General features: G+C 62.0%; 15 protein-coding genes and 1 tRNA gene. 6 read left to right on the top strand and 10 right to left on the bottom strand.

Annotation, left to right across the window (positions count from 1 at the left end):
* The first annotated feature begins 261 nt into the window (after window positions 1-261).
* Together ACKTSM_RS06990 and ACKTSM_RS06985 are read left to right on the top strand one after the other, a co-directional pair.
* A complete protein-coding gene (locus tag ACKTSM_RS06990; RefSeq protein WP_407873939.1) occupies window positions 262-642 on the top strand; it encodes a hypothetical protein in 381 nt (126 codons plus the stop codon).
* Between the two features lie 4 nt (window positions 643-646).
* Window positions 647-2,491, top strand: coding sequence for an arylsulfatase (locus ACKTSM_RS06985; protein WP_407873938.1), 1,845 nt, complete (start codon window positions 647-649; stop codon window positions 2,489-2,491).
* Window positions 2,492-3,089: 598 nt separating this feature from the next.
* Here the strand turns inward: ACKTSM_RS06985 and ACKTSM_RS06980 are convergent.
* From ACKTSM_RS06980 to ACKTSM_RS06950, 7 genes are all read right to left on the bottom strand, one after another.
* Window positions 3,090-3,166: transfer RNA gene (locus tag ACKTSM_RS06980), tRNA-Met, on the bottom strand.
* Between the two features lie 111 nt (window positions 3,167-3,277).
* Window positions 3,278-3,934 carry a Crp/Fnr family transcriptional regulator gene (locus ACKTSM_RS06975; protein WP_407873937.1) on the bottom strand — a complete coding sequence of 219 codons (657 nt, stop codon included), beginning with the start codon at window positions 3,932-3,934 and terminating at the stop codon, window positions 3,278-3,280.
* Window positions 3,935-3,966: 32 nt separating this feature from the next.
* On the bottom strand, window positions 3,967-4,458 hold the full coding sequence (locus tag ACKTSM_RS06970; RefSeq protein WP_407873936.1) for a 2'-5' RNA ligase family protein: 492 nt from the start codon (window positions 4,456-4,458) through the stop codon (window positions 3,967-3,969).
* 59 nt (window positions 4,459-4,517) lie between these two features.
* Complete coding sequence (mltG, locus tag ACKTSM_RS06965; protein WP_407876332.1) at window positions 4,518-5,450, bottom strand: endolytic transglycosylase MltG; 933 nt, start codon at window positions 5,448-5,450, stop codon at window positions 4,518-4,520.
* 40 nt (window positions 5,451-5,490) lie between these two features.
* Window positions 5,491-6,750: a beta-ketoacyl-ACP synthase II gene (gene fabF, locus ACKTSM_RS06960; RefSeq protein WP_407873935.1), complete on the bottom strand. Its 1,260-nt coding sequence runs from the start codon at window positions 6,748-6,750 to the stop codon at window positions 5,491-5,493.
* A 151-nt stretch (window positions 6,751-6,901) separates the two neighbouring features.
* Entirely contained in the window at window positions 6,902-7,138 is a 237-nt protein-coding gene (locus tag ACKTSM_RS06955; protein ID WP_407873934.1) for an acyl carrier protein, read from the bottom strand.
* 189 nt (window positions 7,139-7,327) lie between these two features.
* Window positions 7,328-8,236 (bottom strand): hypothetical protein, encoded by a 909-nt coding sequence (locus ACKTSM_RS06950; RefSeq protein ID WP_407873933.1) that lies wholly within the window; start codon window positions 8,234-8,236, stop codon window positions 7,328-7,330.
* Window positions 8,237-8,478: 242 nt separating this feature from the next.
* On the opposite strand from ACKTSM_RS06950, the gene ACKTSM_RS06945 reads away from it, so the two are divergent.
* A complete protein-coding gene (locus ACKTSM_RS06945; RefSeq protein WP_407873932.1) occupies window positions 8,479-8,916 on the top strand; it encodes a ferritin-like domain-containing protein in 438 nt (145 codons plus the stop codon).
* A 191-nt stretch (window positions 8,917-9,107) separates the two neighbouring features.
* On the opposite strand, the gene aspS is transcribed toward ACKTSM_RS06945, so the two are convergent.
* Complete coding sequence (aspS, locus tag ACKTSM_RS06940) at window positions 9,108-10,919, bottom strand: aspartate--tRNA ligase (RefSeq protein ID WP_407873931.1); 1,812 nt, start codon at window positions 10,917-10,919, stop codon at window positions 9,108-9,110.
* 190 nt (window positions 10,920-11,109) lie between these two features.
* Between aspS and rnd the strand changes: the two genes are divergently transcribed.
* Window positions 11,110-12,312: a ribonuclease D gene (gene rnd / locus ACKTSM_RS06935; protein ID WP_407873930.1), complete on the top strand. Its 1,203-nt coding sequence runs from the start codon at window positions 11,110-11,112 to the stop codon at window positions 12,310-12,312.
* A 4-nt stretch (window positions 12,313-12,316) separates the two neighbouring features.
* Window positions 12,317-13,225, top strand: a complete 909-nt coding sequence (locus ACKTSM_RS06930; protein WP_407873929.1) for a LysR substrate-binding domain-containing protein — start codon at window positions 12,317-12,319, stop codon at window positions 13,223-13,225.
* A gap of 141 nt (window positions 13,226-13,366) precedes the next feature.
* On the opposite strand, the gene pgsA is transcribed toward ACKTSM_RS06930, so the two are convergent.
* Window positions 13,367-13,975 (bottom strand): CDP-diacylglycerol--glycerol-3-phosphate 3-phosphatidyltransferase, encoded by a 609-nt coding sequence (gene pgsA / locus ACKTSM_RS06925; protein ID WP_407873928.1) that lies wholly within the window; start codon window positions 13,973-13,975, stop codon window positions 13,367-13,369.
* A 181-nt stretch (window positions 13,976-14,156) separates the two neighbouring features.
* On the opposite strand from pgsA, the gene ACKTSM_RS06920 reads away from it, so the two are divergent.
* The gene (locus ACKTSM_RS06920) at window positions 14,157-15,572 is read left to right on the top strand and encodes an MFS transporter (RefSeq protein ID WP_407873927.1); all 1,416 of its coding nucleotides are present in this window, start codon (window positions 14,157-14,159) and stop codon (window positions 15,570-15,572) included.
* A 25-nt stretch (window positions 15,573-15,597) separates the two neighbouring features.
* On the opposite strand, the gene ACKTSM_RS06915 is transcribed toward ACKTSM_RS06920, so the two are convergent.
* A complete protein-coding gene (locus tag ACKTSM_RS06915; protein ID WP_407873926.1) occupies window positions 15,598-15,786 on the bottom strand; it encodes a hypothetical protein in 189 nt (62 codons plus the stop codon).
* Between the last annotated feature and the right edge of the window lie 22 nt (window positions 15,787-15,808).

Raw genomic sequence — 15,808 nt, 5'->3', positions numbered from 1 at the left:
TAAGAGTCAATCCGCAACCGCGCATGCAATGCCGTCTGGCCTCGGATCGCCGAACAGACGCCGAGCGCGGAAAAGGTCCGCGGTAAGATGCATCCCGCCAAAATGCCCCCCTATGGGTTTGCCGTTCTTTCATCTCCTCCGGGTTCGCGGTCGCATCTCGGTTTGACCTGACTGACATTATGACACTATTGATGCTATCAGTCTGTGCCGGAGCAACTGCACAGATGATGGCGCAGGGAATGACGCAGCGGGAGAGCGGCATTGGTCAACAAGATATTCAAAGTCTTGGTACTGCTGCCAGCAGTGCTCTTCATATTTACAGGCGTTCGTTGGCTGGTAGCGCCGAGCGATGTGGCCGCCACTCTTGGTCTTGGTTTGAGTGATGGCCTTGGGCGCTCTTCATTGATCGGAGATATGGCGGGCTTCTTTCTTACCCTTGGGAGCTGCATGCTTATCGCGCTGATAACGGAAAGGCGCGCGTGGTATTATCCGCCCATAATGCTGCTCGGCGTTGCCGCCCTAGGCCGCATTGTTGCCTGGCTAGTCCATGATGCGGCTTTAGCCGTTCTGCAGATCATGGTTGAGCTGGTCGTTGGGTGCATCTTGCTGGCCGCCTCGCGCCGCCTGCCTCTGGAGCAGTGAGCCAATGATGCGCCCTGTCTTTCGTCGGGTATTTGGCGTCGGTTTGCTTTGCCTTGGCATTGCGGTCGCCGGGACGCTTGGAGGATCATTTCGAGCGGATGCTGAAGAAGCACCTCCACAGCAGCTTTTGGCAAAGGCGTCTCGTCCCAATATCGTCTTCATTCTCGCTGACGATCTGGGCTATTCAGATCTCGCGCCTTACGGCAGCGAGATCAGCACACCCAATTTGAGCGCGCTGGCGGATCAGGGTGTAGTCTTCACCAACTACCATACTGGGGCCAATTGCGCGCCTTCAAGAGCGATGCTCCTTACAGGCGTCGATAGTCACCTGGCAGGTGTCCCGAACATTCCCGAGATGATTGCCCCTGAACAGCGCGCTCAGCCCAATTATCAAGGTGTCCTCGGCGATGATGTGGTCACCGTGGCGACCCTGCTCGAGGATGCAGGTTACAACACCTACATGGCTGGGAAGTGGCACATGGGTATGGAGCCGGACAAACTCCCCAGTCGCCGCGGTTTTCAGCGAACGGTCGCCATGATGGATTCAGGCGCGGACAATTGGGAACAGCGCCCCTATCTGCCCATCTACGATCAAGCCAACTGGTTCGCAGATGGAGAGCGATTCACGCTTCCCGATGACTTCTATTCCTCGCGTTTTCTGGTCGATAGCATGATCGAATTCATCGATAGCGGCTCACAGGATGGTGAGCCTTTCTTCGCTTATCTGCCCTTTATGGCCGTGCACACGCCCGTGCAGGCTCCGCAAGAATTCATCGACCGCTACATGGGCGTCTACGACACTGGCTGGGACGATCTACGCGAGCAACGTCTGGAGCGAGCGGCAGCCTTGGGTATCTTGCCAGCGGACACGCCAATGGTCCGTATGGAAACAACCGACGACTGGGACGCTTTGAGCGAAGAGGATAGGAGCTACCAAGCAAAACGCATGGCGGTCTATGCCGGTATGATCGAGGCGATGGATTTCCACATTGGCCGCTTGATCGACCATCTCAAGCAAACCGGGCAATACGACAATACCATTTTCATTGTCACTTCCGACAATGGCAGCGAGGCAAGCGGGCCTGCTGACCCTCGGGGTTTCCCCCAAAGGCTGGGCCCGGCAAATCTCGGCTATAACTTGGATTATGAAACTTTGGGGCTGAAAGGCAGTTTCAGCACAATCGGTCCGAGCTTTGCCAGCGCCTCTGCAAGCCCTTTGGCCTATTACAAGTTTTACGCCGGTGAAGGAGGAATGCGTGTCCCTCTCATCATTTCAGGTGAGCCAGTTGGTCCTCAGCTACGAATGACGCGCACCTTTGCGTGGGCGACTGATATCACGCCCACCATTCTATCGCTGACCGGCGTATCCCAGCCAGCGGAGCGCTATGCAGGCCGACCGGTTCAACCGATTACCGGGCGAGACTTAACGCCAGTGATTTCTGGCGCGTCTGATCGCGCCTACGGTCCTGATGACTGGGTCGGCTATGAATTGACTGACCACGGTGTGCTTTTCCAGGGCGACTACAAACTGGTCGTAAATCAGCCGCCGATCGGAGATGGCCAATGGCGCTTGTTCAACATCGCAACTGACCCTGGCGAGACCGTGGACCTAGCTGCGTCAGAGCCGCAGCGTTTTCAGCGAATGCTGGCCAACTATGAACAATACCGCCGCGACAACAAGGTGGTGCCCGTGCCCGAAGGCTACAGTCAGATGCGACAAATAGTCCTCAACGCGCTGCTGCAGAGCCGGAAGACTATCATCGCCTTCTTGCTGACACTCGTAGTAGTCGTGCCATTCTATGTCGCCTACAAGAGTGCCAGAGCGAACAGAGCCTTGCCGTCCGATTAGGACCTAATGCGGTTTCGCAGCGCCAGTCTCAAGCTCACTGGAACCGTGATCGGGCTATCGAATCCTCTACCAAACCGACAACGCCTCTTTCGCAGGGCTCGAAGTCGGCAAGGATACAGCATTCGGCACGGCGCTCTACGAGCACCGTAGCTCAGTTCGACACCGGCGATTCACCCGGTGACGGGTCCATCTCGATTTTGGCGTCAGGCTAAGTGGCGAAACCCGAGATGGTGTCTGCATAGCCCTGAGCCTCCCTTTTTTAAGATTGGGTTCGAATCCTGCGTAGGGACTCGAACTCAACGGTGAATTTCGGACCTTTTGAATAATCCGTTTTCGATATCGCTTCGACAAGCCGTTGCAGTTGGATGAAAATCTGCTTCTCGCCGCAAGTTCGCAGTTGGGGGTATCACCTGATTCCACCGAAGCCGAAAATACCCCCAACGATACCCCCAAAAGGCCCCGGCTTCGGGCGAACACGTGCGGACGCATACGGCTCCAAGCGGATTGGCGTGCTAGCTCATCTGTGATTGTAATCAGAGATTTGGGTCAAAAATTCGGACCCATGCGGACGCAAGCGCACAAAAGTGGGACTCGAACCTGGTAGCGGAGGAGGGACTCGAACCCCCGACACGCGGATTATGATTCCGCTGCTCTAACCACCTGAGCTACTCCGCCCCACAGGGCACCTGGTCGCCGTTGCGGACCGGGTTTTGCGCGGGGCAAGCCTCACGCGCGAGCGGCGCATTTAGGGCGCACGATTGCGGCGGTCAAGCGGTGTTTGGAAGCTTATCGCGCGCTCTCGTTCATGCGCATCACCTTGACCGCTAGCGAGCGGTTGAAGGCCCGGTCGAGCGCTGCCCCGATTTCGGGCAGGCTGCGCGCCAACTGGCCGAGCGCATCGCGGTCGAGCAGCGCGAGGCGCATGTCCTGCGTGACCGTGACGCGTGCGCTGGCGCGTTCGCCGGAGACGTGGCTCATCTCGCCCAGAAACTCTCCCGCGCCGCATTCGCCTACCACGGCGAGGTCGCGTTCGATCTCGGCGCGGCCACTGGCGATATAGATCAGCGGCGGGTCGCGTTGTCCCTGCTCGATCAACTGGGTGCCCGCAGGGACGTCCTGCCAGATCATCAGATCTCGCAGGCGGCTCTGCTGCGCAGGCTCTTCGATCTGCATGACATGATTGAACAATTCGCGCTCCTCGCGCGTCATCACCCCGCTCCGTGCGCGGCGCACGAGCTGTGCGTAGCGCGCGGCATTGATGCCAAGAAATGCGAGCGCCAGGACCAGCCCCGTTCCTAGCCCATCGGAAATGGCAAAGTGCAGCACCGCGAACAGCCCTGCGAACAGGGCCAGCACTCGGATCAGCCTAACTTGCTGCGGGATCATCGCCGCGATCAGCAACACGCCCGCCAGCCAGCCGTAGATCGCTCCCGTTTCGAACATAGTTCCTCCCCCCTGGGCCTTGCCCCGGCACGTTACACCGCGCTGGCCTTTCCTCGGAAAGAAAAATCGCGCAACTTTTCCCAAGGGCCGCCGCAATAGAGGTGCAATTCGAGGCCCGGAAAGAAAATGGGGCCACGCTCGGCCCACTCAGCGAGCTGCGGCTTCAGCACTGCCTGGAGCGCGCGTGCGTCGGGCTTGGTGACCTTGTTTTGCACGGTGATGTGCAGCCGCGGCTCGTGCAGGTCCTGGTCGGTCAGACTGCCGTGGAAGCGATCGGCGATCATCGAACGCAGGGCCATCAGGCCGGGCGATTCGAGCCGGATCGCGGTGCCCTTGCCGAGATCGAGAAGCCCTGTGACGCGCCCCTCGGGCGGTGCAAATTCGGCGGCGATCTGCGGGAGGAAGAGCGCCAGTTCCTCGCGCAGGCTGGGCGCGAAGGCATGGAACAGCGTGACATGAGCATGAAGGTGGTTGCGCTCGGGCGGGAAGTGCGCGCGGCGCAGTCCCTCGGCCCAGCCGCGCACGGGCTCGGGGATTGTCGCGGTGAGGATGAAAGGACGGCTGATCCGTTCGCCTCCCGTCCTCAGTCCATCTCGCCGCGCTGGCGGCGCAATTCGAACCAGCGTCCGACCGCCTCGTTATGCGCATCAAGCGTCGCGTTGAATTCGTGGCCGCCCGTGCCATCGGCAACCATGTAGAGGGAATCGTGGTCTTCCGGGTTCATCACCGCCAGGATCGCCTCGCGCCCAGGATTGGTGATCGGCCCCTCGGGCAGTCCGACCATGGTGTAGGTGTTGTAGCCATTGACCGCTGATATCTCCGAGCGCCGGATGCGGCGACCGAGCGGCTTGCCCTTGGTAATCGGGTAGATGATCGTGGGGTCGGCCTGTAGCATCATGCCGGCCCGCAGCCGGTTCGAATAGAGGCCCGCGACGGTGCCGCGTTCGTGCGGGACGCCGCTTTCCTTTTCGACGATCGAGGCAAGGATGAGCGCCTCGCGCATGGTCGACACCGCGATGTTCTCGCCGCGATTGGCCCATGCTTCGGCGAGAAACCGGTCCATCGCTGCCTGCATCTGCTCGACCAGTTCGGCGCGCGGCTGACCGCGCTCGAAGGCATAGGTGTCGGGCAGGATCGAACCCTCGGGCGGGACCGGGATATCCCCGGTCAGCAATTCCTCTGCCATCAGCCGCTCCCATACGAGGACGGACGGCATGCCTTCGGGCACGGTGACGAAGCGGCGGATCACGTCGCCTGACTGGAACCTGGCGAGGATCTGGCCCTGGCTCATCCCCGGTGTAAGAGCGAATTCGCCCGCTTGGATCGGGTCGGATGAGCCGAACAGTCGCGCGCGAAGCAGGAATCCATCGGCCGAGGTGATATGCCCGGCCGCCTCAAGGTCCTGCGCCACCGATGTGAGCGAAGCCCCCGAGGGGATGATGAACGAGGTCTCTTCCTCGATCTGCGCTTCACCGAGCACGTTTGGCGCGAGCAGCATCGCAACGCCTGCCAGCATGGCGAGCGTCACCGCGAGCGCGAGAATTCGCTTCACGGGATCAGTCGACCTTCTGCATCACGAGGCTGGCATTGGTGCCGCCAAAACCGAAGCTGTTGTTGAGCACCGCATTGACCTCGCGCTTTTTCGCCTCGAGCGGGACAAGGTCGATGCCCTCGGTCCCCTCGTCGGGATTGTGCAGGTTAAGCGTGGGCGGGACCACGCCATCTCGCATGGCGAGGATGCAGAACACCGCCTCGACCGCGCCGGCGCCGCCCAGGAGGTGGCCGATCGCGCTCTTGGTCGAGCTCATCGAGGCGCCGCCGAGATCGTCGCCAAGCACGCGCTTGACCGCGGCGAGTTCAATCGTGTCTGCCATGGTGCTGGTGCCGTGGGCATTGACATAGTCGATATCGCCCGACCCCAGTCCCGCCTTCTTCAAGGCCATGCGCATGGCGAGTTCGGCGCCGCGTCCCTCGGGATGGGGGGCGGTCACGTGATAGGCATCGCCCGAAAGGCCATAGCCTGTCACCTCGGCATAGATCTTCGCGCCGCGCGCTTTGGCGTGCTCGTATTCCTCGAGCACGACGACGCCCGCGCCCTCGCCCATGACGAAGCCTTCGCGGTCCTTGTCATAGGGACGGCTCGCCTCTTTCGGGCGGTCATTATAGCTGGTGTTGAGCGCGCGCGCCTGGGCAAAGCCGGCAATGCCGAGCGGGTTCACCGTGCTTTCTGCGCCGCCTGCGATCATGATGTCGGCATCGTCCATCGCGATCATACGCGCAGCGTCGCCGATCGAGTGTGCCCCGGTCGAACAAGCGGTAACGACCGAGTGATTGGGCCCCATGAAGCCATATTTGATCTGCACCTGCCCGGTTACGAGGTTGATCAGACGGCCATGGACGAAATGCGGGCTGACCCGGCCGGGGCCGCGTTCGTGCAGCGTGATCGATTCCTTCTCGATCCCCGGCAGGCCGCCAATGCCCGAGCCGATCGAGCAGCCGACGCGTTCCTTCTGCTCGTCGGTGAGATCGGTGATCCCGGCATCCTCGATCGCCTGGCCTGCGGCATCGATACCGAACACGATAAAGGGATCGACCTGCCTCTGGACCTTGCCATCGACGCGCTTGTCGGGATCAAAGCCCCAGGGATGGTCCTTGTCCTTGACCTCGCAGGCGATGGTGCATTTCTGCCCCTCGGTATCGAACCGCGTGATCTGCCCTGCCCCGCTTTCTCCGGCGACGAGGTTCTTCCAAGAGGTTTCGACATCGGCCCCAAGCGGGGTGACAAGACCAAGTCCGGTAACGACTACGCGGCGCATGCGAATACTCCAATCTGAGGTCGGCGCGGTCCCGCATGAGCGGGTGCAGGCCCGATAAGCAACAGGCCCGACACCCTTCCGCGAAGAAAGGCCCGGGCCTGTCGATCAGGTTTCGCGATCCGGCAAACCGAAACGCGAAAGTCCGGGGCGATTAGCCCTTGTGCTCTTCGATATATTTCGTGGCATCGCCGACGGTGGAAATCTTTTCCGCCGCATCGTCGGGGATTTCGACGCCGAATTCTTCCTCGAACGCCATGACCAGCTCGACGATGTCGAGGCTGTCGGCGCCCAGGTCATCGATGAAGCTCGCTTCCTGGGTGACCTTGTCACTTTCGACGCCGAGATGCTCGACGACAATCTTCTGCACGCGGTCGGCAGTATCGCTCATGTGTGTCCCTCTTGAAAAATTGGGGTTTGAAAACTCGCTCTCGCCCTAATGACCGGTGCGATTGAGTGCAAGTCAAGAAGCGCGTGGCAATTCACAACTGGGCAGCTTGCGCCGCCAAGTATTTGACATCACTTCAGTTTTCCTCGCGGCGATCGACGAGCTATTTGTGCGCTGTGCGCGGTGTGCCTGCTACATGCCACGCGCATCGAGCTGTGCTTCACCGCGCAACCGGCTGAGGACACGGCGCTGGCCAGCCTCCGGGTAATCCTTGCCCGGTTCGATTTCGAGCGCCCGCGCATAGTAATCGAGCGCCGAGCCGAGCGCGCCTTCGCTCTCGAAGCACAGCCCGATATTGAACAGCACCGAGACGTGCTGCGGATTGGCCGTCTCGAGCGCGCGGAAGGCTTCGCAGCCCGTGCGCAGGTCCCGGTCGGACGCGTGCAGCGCATGCTTGAACACCCGCCGGTCAGCGCCCGACAGGCCCCGGCGACGCTCCATCAGGCGCGGGGTCGACTGGCGATAGGCCGGCAGCAGGTCGCGCTCCACCCGCGTGGCAAAGCGCGCCTCGAGCGCATCCAGCATCGCGGCCGGGTCGGGCGAATGGTTGTCGTCGGCACAATAGCGCGCTGTATCCGAGAGCTGGTCGGAGGCGTGATAGACAGCCTCCCCCTCACGAGCGACGAGCGAGACCTCCGCCTCGTAATCGACCCGCAACTCGCGGCAGGCGACCTCGTAACGCTCGCGCTCGACGCACTTGTCCTCGGCATCGCGCTTTATGCAGCGGCTCTTGGTCTTGGGATCGGTGCGGTAGTCGCTCACGAAGCCGTCGGCATGGCCGGCAAGCGCCGCATCAGGCACCGCGCCTCCCTCTCTCACCACCAGCGAGGCGGGGATGAAGGTGAAGAAGGCGCTTTCGAGAACCGGCTCGCTCAGCGTTTCGCGCAGGATCGATTGCAGGCCGAACCCGCGATCGCCCGAAAACCGCTCGACAGCGATCCGCTCGATCGCAGCCGGCACTTCGACCGGCGCGCCATAGACACCTTCAACCGGCAGCGTCTCGGCCTGGGCAGCGCCGCCTGCCAACGCGCTCGCCAGCATGATTGCGCCTAGCTTTCGCGCTGTTGTAAATGTTTCGGCTGTCATTGCGCCTCCTGCTTGCCCCGCCTTGCAATTAGCGGCCTGAGCCTTGTGTGGACGTCGCAGACCTCGGCTCGTCGCAGCCAGCCAACGTCTTGGCGAAGGCGTGGAACCGAAGCGCTCTCCTGCCCGTTAAATGCTTGAAACCGCGGCGCATTCGGCGCTGCAAATTGCAACAATTTCCCCACTCGAGGATCCATTACATGACCAACAATCTCGACACCCTCAAATCGCTGACCCAGACCACCCGCGACTCGGTCGAAGGCTACAAGAAGGCCATCGAAAAGGCCGAAAGCCCGGCAATCAAGAGCGCACTTCAGAACCGCTGCCAGTCGCGTGAACGCGTTCTCGAACAGCTCAACGCCGAGCTCGAGAAGAACGGCTGCGAGCGCGTGACCGACAACAGCATGGCATCGGACGCGCACCAGATGTTCATGAGCATCGCCGACGCCTTTGAAAGCGGGGACGAAGCCGCGATCGAACGCGTCGAGGAAGGCGAAGACTACATTGCCGGCAAGTTCCGCGAAGCGATGGAAGACGGCGAAGTCGACCCCTCGTTCCGCCAGGTGATCCAGCAGGCCTATCAGGACGTGCAGGCCGGCGAACGCTTCAGCGACATGCTCGACAAGCAATATTCGTAAGAGCGGCACGCAAGTGGGGACTTGCAACGGGCGTTGAGCGTTGCTCCCCGGCCGGGACACGCATCCGACGGGTCGAGCCTCGCTCCGCTCCCTCTCTTTGAAAAGATAACGTCCCCGACATGACTAGGGCGCCCATCCGACAAGGATTGGGCGCCCTTTCTTCGTCTCGCTTCGCGCGGCAGTGCCAGCGATCAGTTGTCCGACACCGCCTTGGGCGCGGGTTCGGCCTTTTTCGCAGGTTCGACCAGCCGAAGGTGAAGCTCGCGCAATTGTGCGGGCTCGGCCTTGGACGGCGCGCCCATCATCAGGTCCTCGCCCTTCTGGTTCATCGGGAAGGCGATGACCTCGCGGATCGCTTCCTCGCCCGCGAGCAGCATCACGATCCGGTCGATCCCCGGAGCCGATCCGCCATGTGGCGGAGCGCCGAGCTTAAATGCCTCGATCATGCCACCGAACTCGCGGTCGACGGTTGGCTTGTCATAGCCCGCGATTTCGAACGCCTTGTACATGATGTCCGGGCGGTGGTTCCGGATCGCGCCCGAGCTCAGCTCGTAGCCATTGCACACGATGTCGTATTGCCATGCCTTGATTGTGAGCGGGTCCTGGTTTTCGAGCGCGTCCATCTCGCCCTGCGGCATCGAGAACGGGTTGTGGCTGAAGTCGATCTTCTTCGCCTCTTCGTCCCATTCATACATGGGGAAATCGACGATCCAGCAGAACTTGAAGCAATCTTCTTCGATCAGGCCGAGCTGTTCGCCCACCTGCGTGCGCGCGGCGCCGGCAAGCTTGGCGGCGTCCTTCTCCTTGCCCGCGGCAAAGAACAGGCCGTCATCGGGGCCAAGGCCAAGCTCATTGTAGAGCTCTTTCATGCGCTCGGGCCCGTGGTTCTTGGCAATCGGACCGCCAAACTCGCCGCCCTTGCGGGTAACATAGCCGAGCCCTGCAAAGCCTTCCGAACGTGCCCAGTTGTTCATGTCGTCGAAAAACTTGCGGCTCTTCTCATTGGTCTTGGGCGCAGGCACGACCCGCACCACGCCGCCTGATCCGACGATTTTCTCGAACAGGCCGAACCCGCTCTTCTCGAAGTGGCTGGTGACATCGGTGATGACCAGCGGGTTGCGAAGATCCGGCTTGTCGGTGCCGTATTTGAGCATCGCCTCGGCATAGGGGATGCGCGGGAAGTCGCCCGACTTGGTCACGCTCTTGCCATTGGCAAATTCGGCAAACACGCCGGCGAGCACCGGCTCTAGCGCCTGGAACACGTCTTCCTGGGTGACGAAGCTCATCTCGAAGTCGAGCTGGTAGAATTCGAGGCTGCGATCGGCGCGCAGGTCCTCGTCGCGGAAACACGGCGCGATCTGGAAATAGCGGTCGAAGCCCGACACCATCAGCATCTGCTTGAACATTTGTGGCGCCTGCGGGAGCGCGTAAAAACTGTTGGGATGCATCCGGCTGGGCACGAGGAAATCGCGCGCGCCTTCGGGGCTGGAAGCGGTGAGGATCGGGGTCTGGAACTCGGTGAAGCCCTGGTCGATCATGCGCTGGCGCAGCGAGGTGATGACCTTGCTGCGCAGCATGATGTTGCGGTGCATGGTCTCGCGCCGCAGGTCGAGGAAACGGTATTTGAGGCGGATATCCTCGGGATATTCCTGCTCGCCCGCGACCGGCATGGGCAGCTCTTCGGCGGCGCTTTGCACGGTGATTTCGCGCGCGAACACCTCGATCTCGCCGGTCGGCAGGTCCTCGTTGACCGTCTCGGGCGTGCGGGCCTTCACGTCGCCATCGATGGTGACCACCGATTCGGCGCGCAGGCGTTCGAGCACGGGAAGCGCGGGCGAATCCTCGTCGGCCACGATCTGGGTGATGCCGTAATGGTCGCGAAGGTCGACGAACAGCACGCCGCCATGGTCGCGCTTACGGTGGACCCAGCCGGACAGACGGACGGTTTCGCCGACATTTTCGGCGGAAAGCTGTGCGCAAGTGTGCGAACGATAGGCGTGCATCTAAACTCTTGTCCTGTTCGAAGGTATGACGCTAAGGGCGCAGCCGCTTGAATGCGGGCGTTCGTCCCAGCGGGAAAGCGCTGCGCTAACAGGGCATGGCTTGGGTTTTGTCAAGTCGCGCACCTCTCGACAGACCGGGGCCCGCACGGGCCGGGAGCGGCACTCCGCTCGATCAAGACAGAAGACATATATGAAAATCCACGACCTGATCACCACGACCGATGCCCTCGCCCAGCTGTGCGAGCGGCTCGCGAAATCCGAATTCGTCGCGGTCGATACCGAATTCATGCGCGAGAACACCTACTGGCCCGAACTGTGCCTGGTGCAGATTGCAGACGAAAACGAAGCCGCCGCGATCGACCCGCTCGCAGATGGTATCGACCTTGCCCCGCTGCTCGACCTGCTCACCGACAATGACGAGGTGCTCAAGGTGTTCCATGCCGGCGGGCAGGACGTCGAGATCATCGTCAACATGACCGGCAAGACCCCGCAGCCGGTGTTCGACACCCAGATCGCGATGATGGCGATCAGCCAGTCCGAACAGATCGGCTATGCCAACCTGGTCGATCACTGGCTCGGTATCCAGGTCGACAAGGGCGCGCGCTTCACCGACTGGAGCCGTCGCCCGCTGACCGACCGCCAGATCGAATACGCGATCGGCGATGTCACGCACCTGTCGAAGATCTTTCCCAAGATTCTGAAAAAGCTCATCAAGACAGGCCGCGGCGCATGGCTCGATGCGGAGATGGAAAAGCTTGCCGAGGTATCGAACTACACCATCGACCCCGACAGCGCTTGGAAACGCATCCGCCAGCAGGGCCGCAACCCGCAGGTGCTCGGGCGTCTGAAGGCGCTTGCCGCGTGGCGCGAGGGCGAAGCGCAGCACAAGAACATCCCGCGCGGCCGGATCATGCGCGACGAAACGCTTGCCGACATTGCTGCGCACCCGCCCAAGAAACAGGGCGATCTTGCAAAAGTGCGCGGGCTGTCCTCGGCGTGGAAGGACAACGATATCGGCAAGCGCCTGATGAAGGTGATCGCCGATGCCGAGCCGCTTTCCAAGGAAGAGATGCCTGCCAAGGCCAAGCGCGGCGCGCCGCTCGGAAAGGAAGGCGCGCTGGTCGCCGACCTGCTGAAACTGCTCCTGAAAATCCGCGCGCGCGAAATCGATGTCGCTGCCCGGCTGCTGACCCGTGCCGACGAGATGGAAGCGCTTGCCGCCGGGGTCCGCGATCTCAAGGTGCTCGACGGATGGCGTTACGAGGTGTTCGGGCGCGACGCGCTCGAACTGGTCGAAGGCCGGCTCGCATTCGCGGTCAGGGACGGCAAGCTCGTCATGACCCATATCGACGACATGCAGGCGAGCATGGAAGAAGGCCAGGCCGAGGGCTGAGGGCATGAGCACCTACCTGCCCACGATCAAGCAGCTGCAATATCTGGTCGCCCTGCACGAACACAAGCATTTCGGCCGCGCGGCCGATGCGACCTATGTCTCGCAATCGACCCTTTCGGCAGGGATCCGCGAACTGGAGTCGTTGCTCGGCGTTACCCTGGTCGAACGCTCGCGCCGCGTGGTGCGGTTCACCGCCTTGGGCGACGAGGTGGTGGCCAAGGCCAACAAGCTGCTGCGCGAGGCGGAGGAACTGTCCGATATCGTCCAGGCCGCGGGCAAGCCCTTGTCGGGCCAACTGCGCATGAGCGTGATCCCGACCATCGCACCCTTCATGCTGCCGCGCATATTGCCGCGGCTCAAGAAGGAGCGGCCCGACCTCCAGCTGATGCTGCGCGAGGAGATGAGCTCGGACGCGATCGAATCACTTCAGCACGGCCGGGTCGATTGCGTGCTGCTCGCCCTGCCCTTCGACACCGGCGAAGTGGCGAGCGCGCATATTGGCGATGACCGGCTGTTCGTCGCCTTTCCGAAGGACGATCCGCGCGATCCGCCCGACCGGGTGCCTCCGGAAATGATCGACCCGATGATCGAGGGCGGCCGCCTGCTCCTGCTCGAGGACGGCCATTGCCTGCGTGACCACGCGCTTGCCGCCTGCAACCGCGCCGAATTGCGCGCATCGGCGAGCATGATCGGCACCAGCCTGCACACGCTGGTTCAGATGGTCGACAACGATCTCGGCCTCACCATGCTGCCGCAGATGGCGATCGATGCCGGGATCCTGAACGGCACCGATGTCGTCGCAAGGCCGGTCGAAAGCGAGCACGCCAAGCGCGAGATCGTTCTGGTCTGGCGCAAGAACTCCCCGCGCGAGGCGGATTTCAAGCTGCTGGCAGAGGAATTGCGCGCGGGTTGAACCGGCATGAGTTTGCATGGGGTTGCATGGGCTCGGTCTCGTGAGCCTTCGACCTTAATGAAGCATGCTCGATTGCGCGCATCTACAATGGATGTCGGATCGGTTGCGGGCGTCAGGCTAACGACCGCAGCACCAGCATTTTCAATCCATGTGTTTGAGGCCAACCCGCAGGTAATCCCAGCCGGTCACGCAGGTCAGGATCGCAGCTGCCCACAGGCTGACGAGGCCGACAACGTGGATCCAGCTTTCGGCAATCGTCTGGCAATCGGGTCCGGGCGCGGCGCAAGGCGGGCCGTGGACCGCTCCGCCGAAGATCAGCGCGCCCAGCGCCACCAGCTGGAATGTCGTCTTCCACTTGGCGAGCCGCGAGACCGGGACCGAGACCTGGATACCGCCCAGGAATTCGCGCAGGCCCGAAACCGCGATCTCGCGCATGAGAATCACCAGTCCCGCGATCACGTGGACGTCACCGGCATAGGGTCCGCGCAGATAGCCTTGCGCGGTAAGGATCAGGATGACGGCGGCGACCATGATCTTGTCGGCGATCGGGTCGAGGAACATGCCCAGCTTCGACACCGTCCCTTGCGCGCGGGCGAGATAACCGTCGAAATAATCGGTGATCCCGATCACGCAATACAGTGCGAAACCGATGAGATAGCCGAGCTGCCAGTCCGGCCACCACAGGAAGAACCCCAGCAGGGGTATCGCGAAGATGCGCGACATGGTGAGGATGTTAGGCAGCGTCAGCATGGCTTGTGCCTGATGCCTTTAGCCGAGCGGCGCGCCAAGCAAAATAGCGCGTTGCCGCTGCATGCACAGCCGCAACGCGTGCTGCCCTGCCCCGCAATGCCGCAGCGTCATCGCCCTTGTGCCGCCTCCCCGGTCCGCTATGGCATCTGCCAACACGAACTGCCGGGCACCCGATCCCCCCATGACGACTTCGACCAGACTGCTCCACCGCAAGCGCTTCCTGCCGCTGATGGTCACGCAGTTCTTCAACGCCTTCAACGACAATCTCTACAAGACCGCCGTGGTGCTGTTCGTCGTCTATGCGGTCTATAATGACGAGCGCCAGGAAGCGCTGTTCTCGGGCCTTGCCTCGGTGCTGTTCATCGCGCCGTTCGTGCTGCTGTCAGCGCTTGCCGGCCAGCTTGCCGATACCCGCGACAAGGCGGCGATCGTGCGAGTGGTCAAATTGTGCGAGATTGGCTGGGCGAGCCTCGGTGCCATTGGCCTGTTCCTCGCCTGGCAGGGCATAGCGGTTCACAGCTTCGCCATCCCGCTCCTGCTCTTCGTGGTCTTTCTCGCCGCGGTGCAATCGACATTTCTCGGGCCGATCAAATACGCGATCCTGCCGCAGCACCTCAAAAAGGAAGAGGTGCTGCCGGGCACCGGGCTGATCGAGGCGGGCACCTATATCGCGATCCTGACCGGCACGATCCTCGCAGGTTTCGTTTCGGTCGAATTGGCGATGGTGCTGGTCGTGCTGACTTCGCTGGTCGGCTATGTCTCGGCGCGCTTCGTGCCCGAAGCCCCACCGCAAAGCGATTACGAAATGCACTACCCGCTGCTCGAACCCTATCGCGATCGGGTCCCGAGCCGTCCGCTGCGCTGGCTCGGCATGCCCTTCGTTGCAGTGGCCGACCAGGCTGTGATGAGCTTCAAGCTGGTGCGCAACACCATGCACAACCGCGAATTGTGGCTGGCAATCGTGGCGATCAGCTTTTTCTGGACCATCGGCGCGGTGCTGTTCATCCAGTTCCCCCCGCTCGCCAAGAACCAGCTTCTCGCCTCCAAGGAGGTCGCAAGCCTGTTCCTCGTCATCTTCTCGATCGGGATCGCGATCGGGTCGGTGGGGATCAACGCGCTTTTGAAGGGCAAGGTTTCGGCGCGCTATTCGCCCGCCTCGGTGGTGGTGATGGGTGCCTTCCTGATCGGGTTCTACCTCGTCGCAAAGCTCTGGATACCCAACGAGGCGGGGCAATTGCTGCCGGTCGAGGCGTGGATCCTCGAACCGCTGGCAATCCCGCTCTCGCTGATGCTGCTGGGCATTTCGACCGCTGGAGGGTTCTTCGTGGTGCCGCTCTACGCATTCTTGACGACGCGCTGCGCACACGATGCTGCCAGCCGCACGATCGCTGCCAACAATATCGTCAATTCGCTAGCCATGGTGGGGGGGTCGCTGTTCGCGATAGCGCTGACCACGATCGGGATGCCGGTGGTCGACCAATTGCTGTTCGCAGGCGCGATGACGGTGGTCGCCGCATGGCTTGGCTGGCTTCTTTACAAGGCGGAAAAAGACGCCGCTGCCGCCGCCGAGGAATTGGCGCGCGTTGCCGCCGGCTGAGAAGGCTTCGCCGCGCTCGAGCCGATCAGAGAATGAAAACCAGCACCGCGGCAAAGGTCGCGACATAGACGCTGGCTGCCCCGCGCATGTCGCCGGCGGTCAGGTGCCAGGCATTGCCGCGCGCGACCCGGCTTCCGGCGGTCACGTGCGGAGGAAGGCTCGCACGGAAGGGGTGGCGAGCGTTTTCGCTGGTGAGAACAAGGCTGCGACGCATGTTTTTGTCTCTCTCTTCTGTG

Origin of the sequence: Qipengyuania nanhaisediminis (assembly GCF_045862805.1) — a bacterium.
GTDB classification, from domain to species: Bacteria; Pseudomonadota; Alphaproteobacteria; order Sphingomonadales; family Sphingomonadaceae; genus Erythrobacter; species Erythrobacter nanhaisediminis_A.
Note: the sequence above shows the minus strand (reverse complement) of the source record. Positions and strands in the feature narration are given on the sequence as shown.

Coding starts and splice junctions, on each gene's coding strand:
- ACKTSM_RS06975 (WP_407873937.1), bottom strand. CDS start 3,934: ATGTTCGAAACGGGAGCGATCTACGGCTGGCTGGCGGGCGTGTTGCTG.
- ACKTSM_RS06950 (WP_407873933.1), bottom strand. CDS start 8,236: ATGCTGGCGAGCGCGTTGGCAGGCGGCGCTGCCCAGGCCGAGACGCTG.
- ACKTSM_RS06955 (WP_407873934.1), bottom strand. CDS start 7,138: ATGAGCGATACTGCCGACCGCGTGCAGAAGATTGTCGTCGAGCATCTC.
- aspS (WP_407873931.1), bottom strand. CDS start 10,919: ATGCACGCCTATCGTTCGCACACTTGCGCACAGCTTTCCGCCGAAAAT.
- rnd (WP_407873930.1), top strand. CDS start 11,110: ATGAAAATCCACGACCTGATCACCACGACCGATGCCCTCGCCCAGCTG.
- ACKTSM_RS06930 (WP_407873929.1), top strand. CDS start 12,317: ATGAGCACCTACCTGCCCACGATCAAGCAGCTGCAATATCTGGTCGCC.
- ACKTSM_RS06945 (WP_407873932.1), top strand. CDS start 8,479: ATGACCAACAATCTCGACACCCTCAAATCGCTGACCCAGACCACCCGC.
- ACKTSM_RS06915 (WP_407873926.1), bottom strand. CDS start 15,786: ATGCGTCGCAGCCTTGTTCTCACCAGCGAAAACGCTCGCCACCCCTTC.
- ACKTSM_RS06920 (WP_407873927.1), top strand. CDS start 14,157: ATGACGACTTCGACCAGACTGCTCCACCGCAAGCGCTTCCTGCCGCTG.
- fabF (WP_407873935.1), bottom strand. CDS start 6,750: ATGCGCCGCGTAGTCGTTACCGGACTTGGTCTTGTCACCCCGCTTGGG.
- mltG (WP_407876332.1), bottom strand. CDS start 5,450: ATGCTGGCAGGCGTTGCGATGCTGCTCGCGCCAAACGTGCTCGGTGAA.
- pgsA (WP_407873928.1), bottom strand. CDS start 13,975: ATGCTGACGCTGCCTAACATCCTCACCATGTCGCGCATCTTCGCGATA.
- ACKTSM_RS06985 (WP_407873938.1), top strand. CDS start 647: ATGATGCGCCCTGTCTTTCGTCGGGTATTTGGCGTCGGTTTGCTTTGC.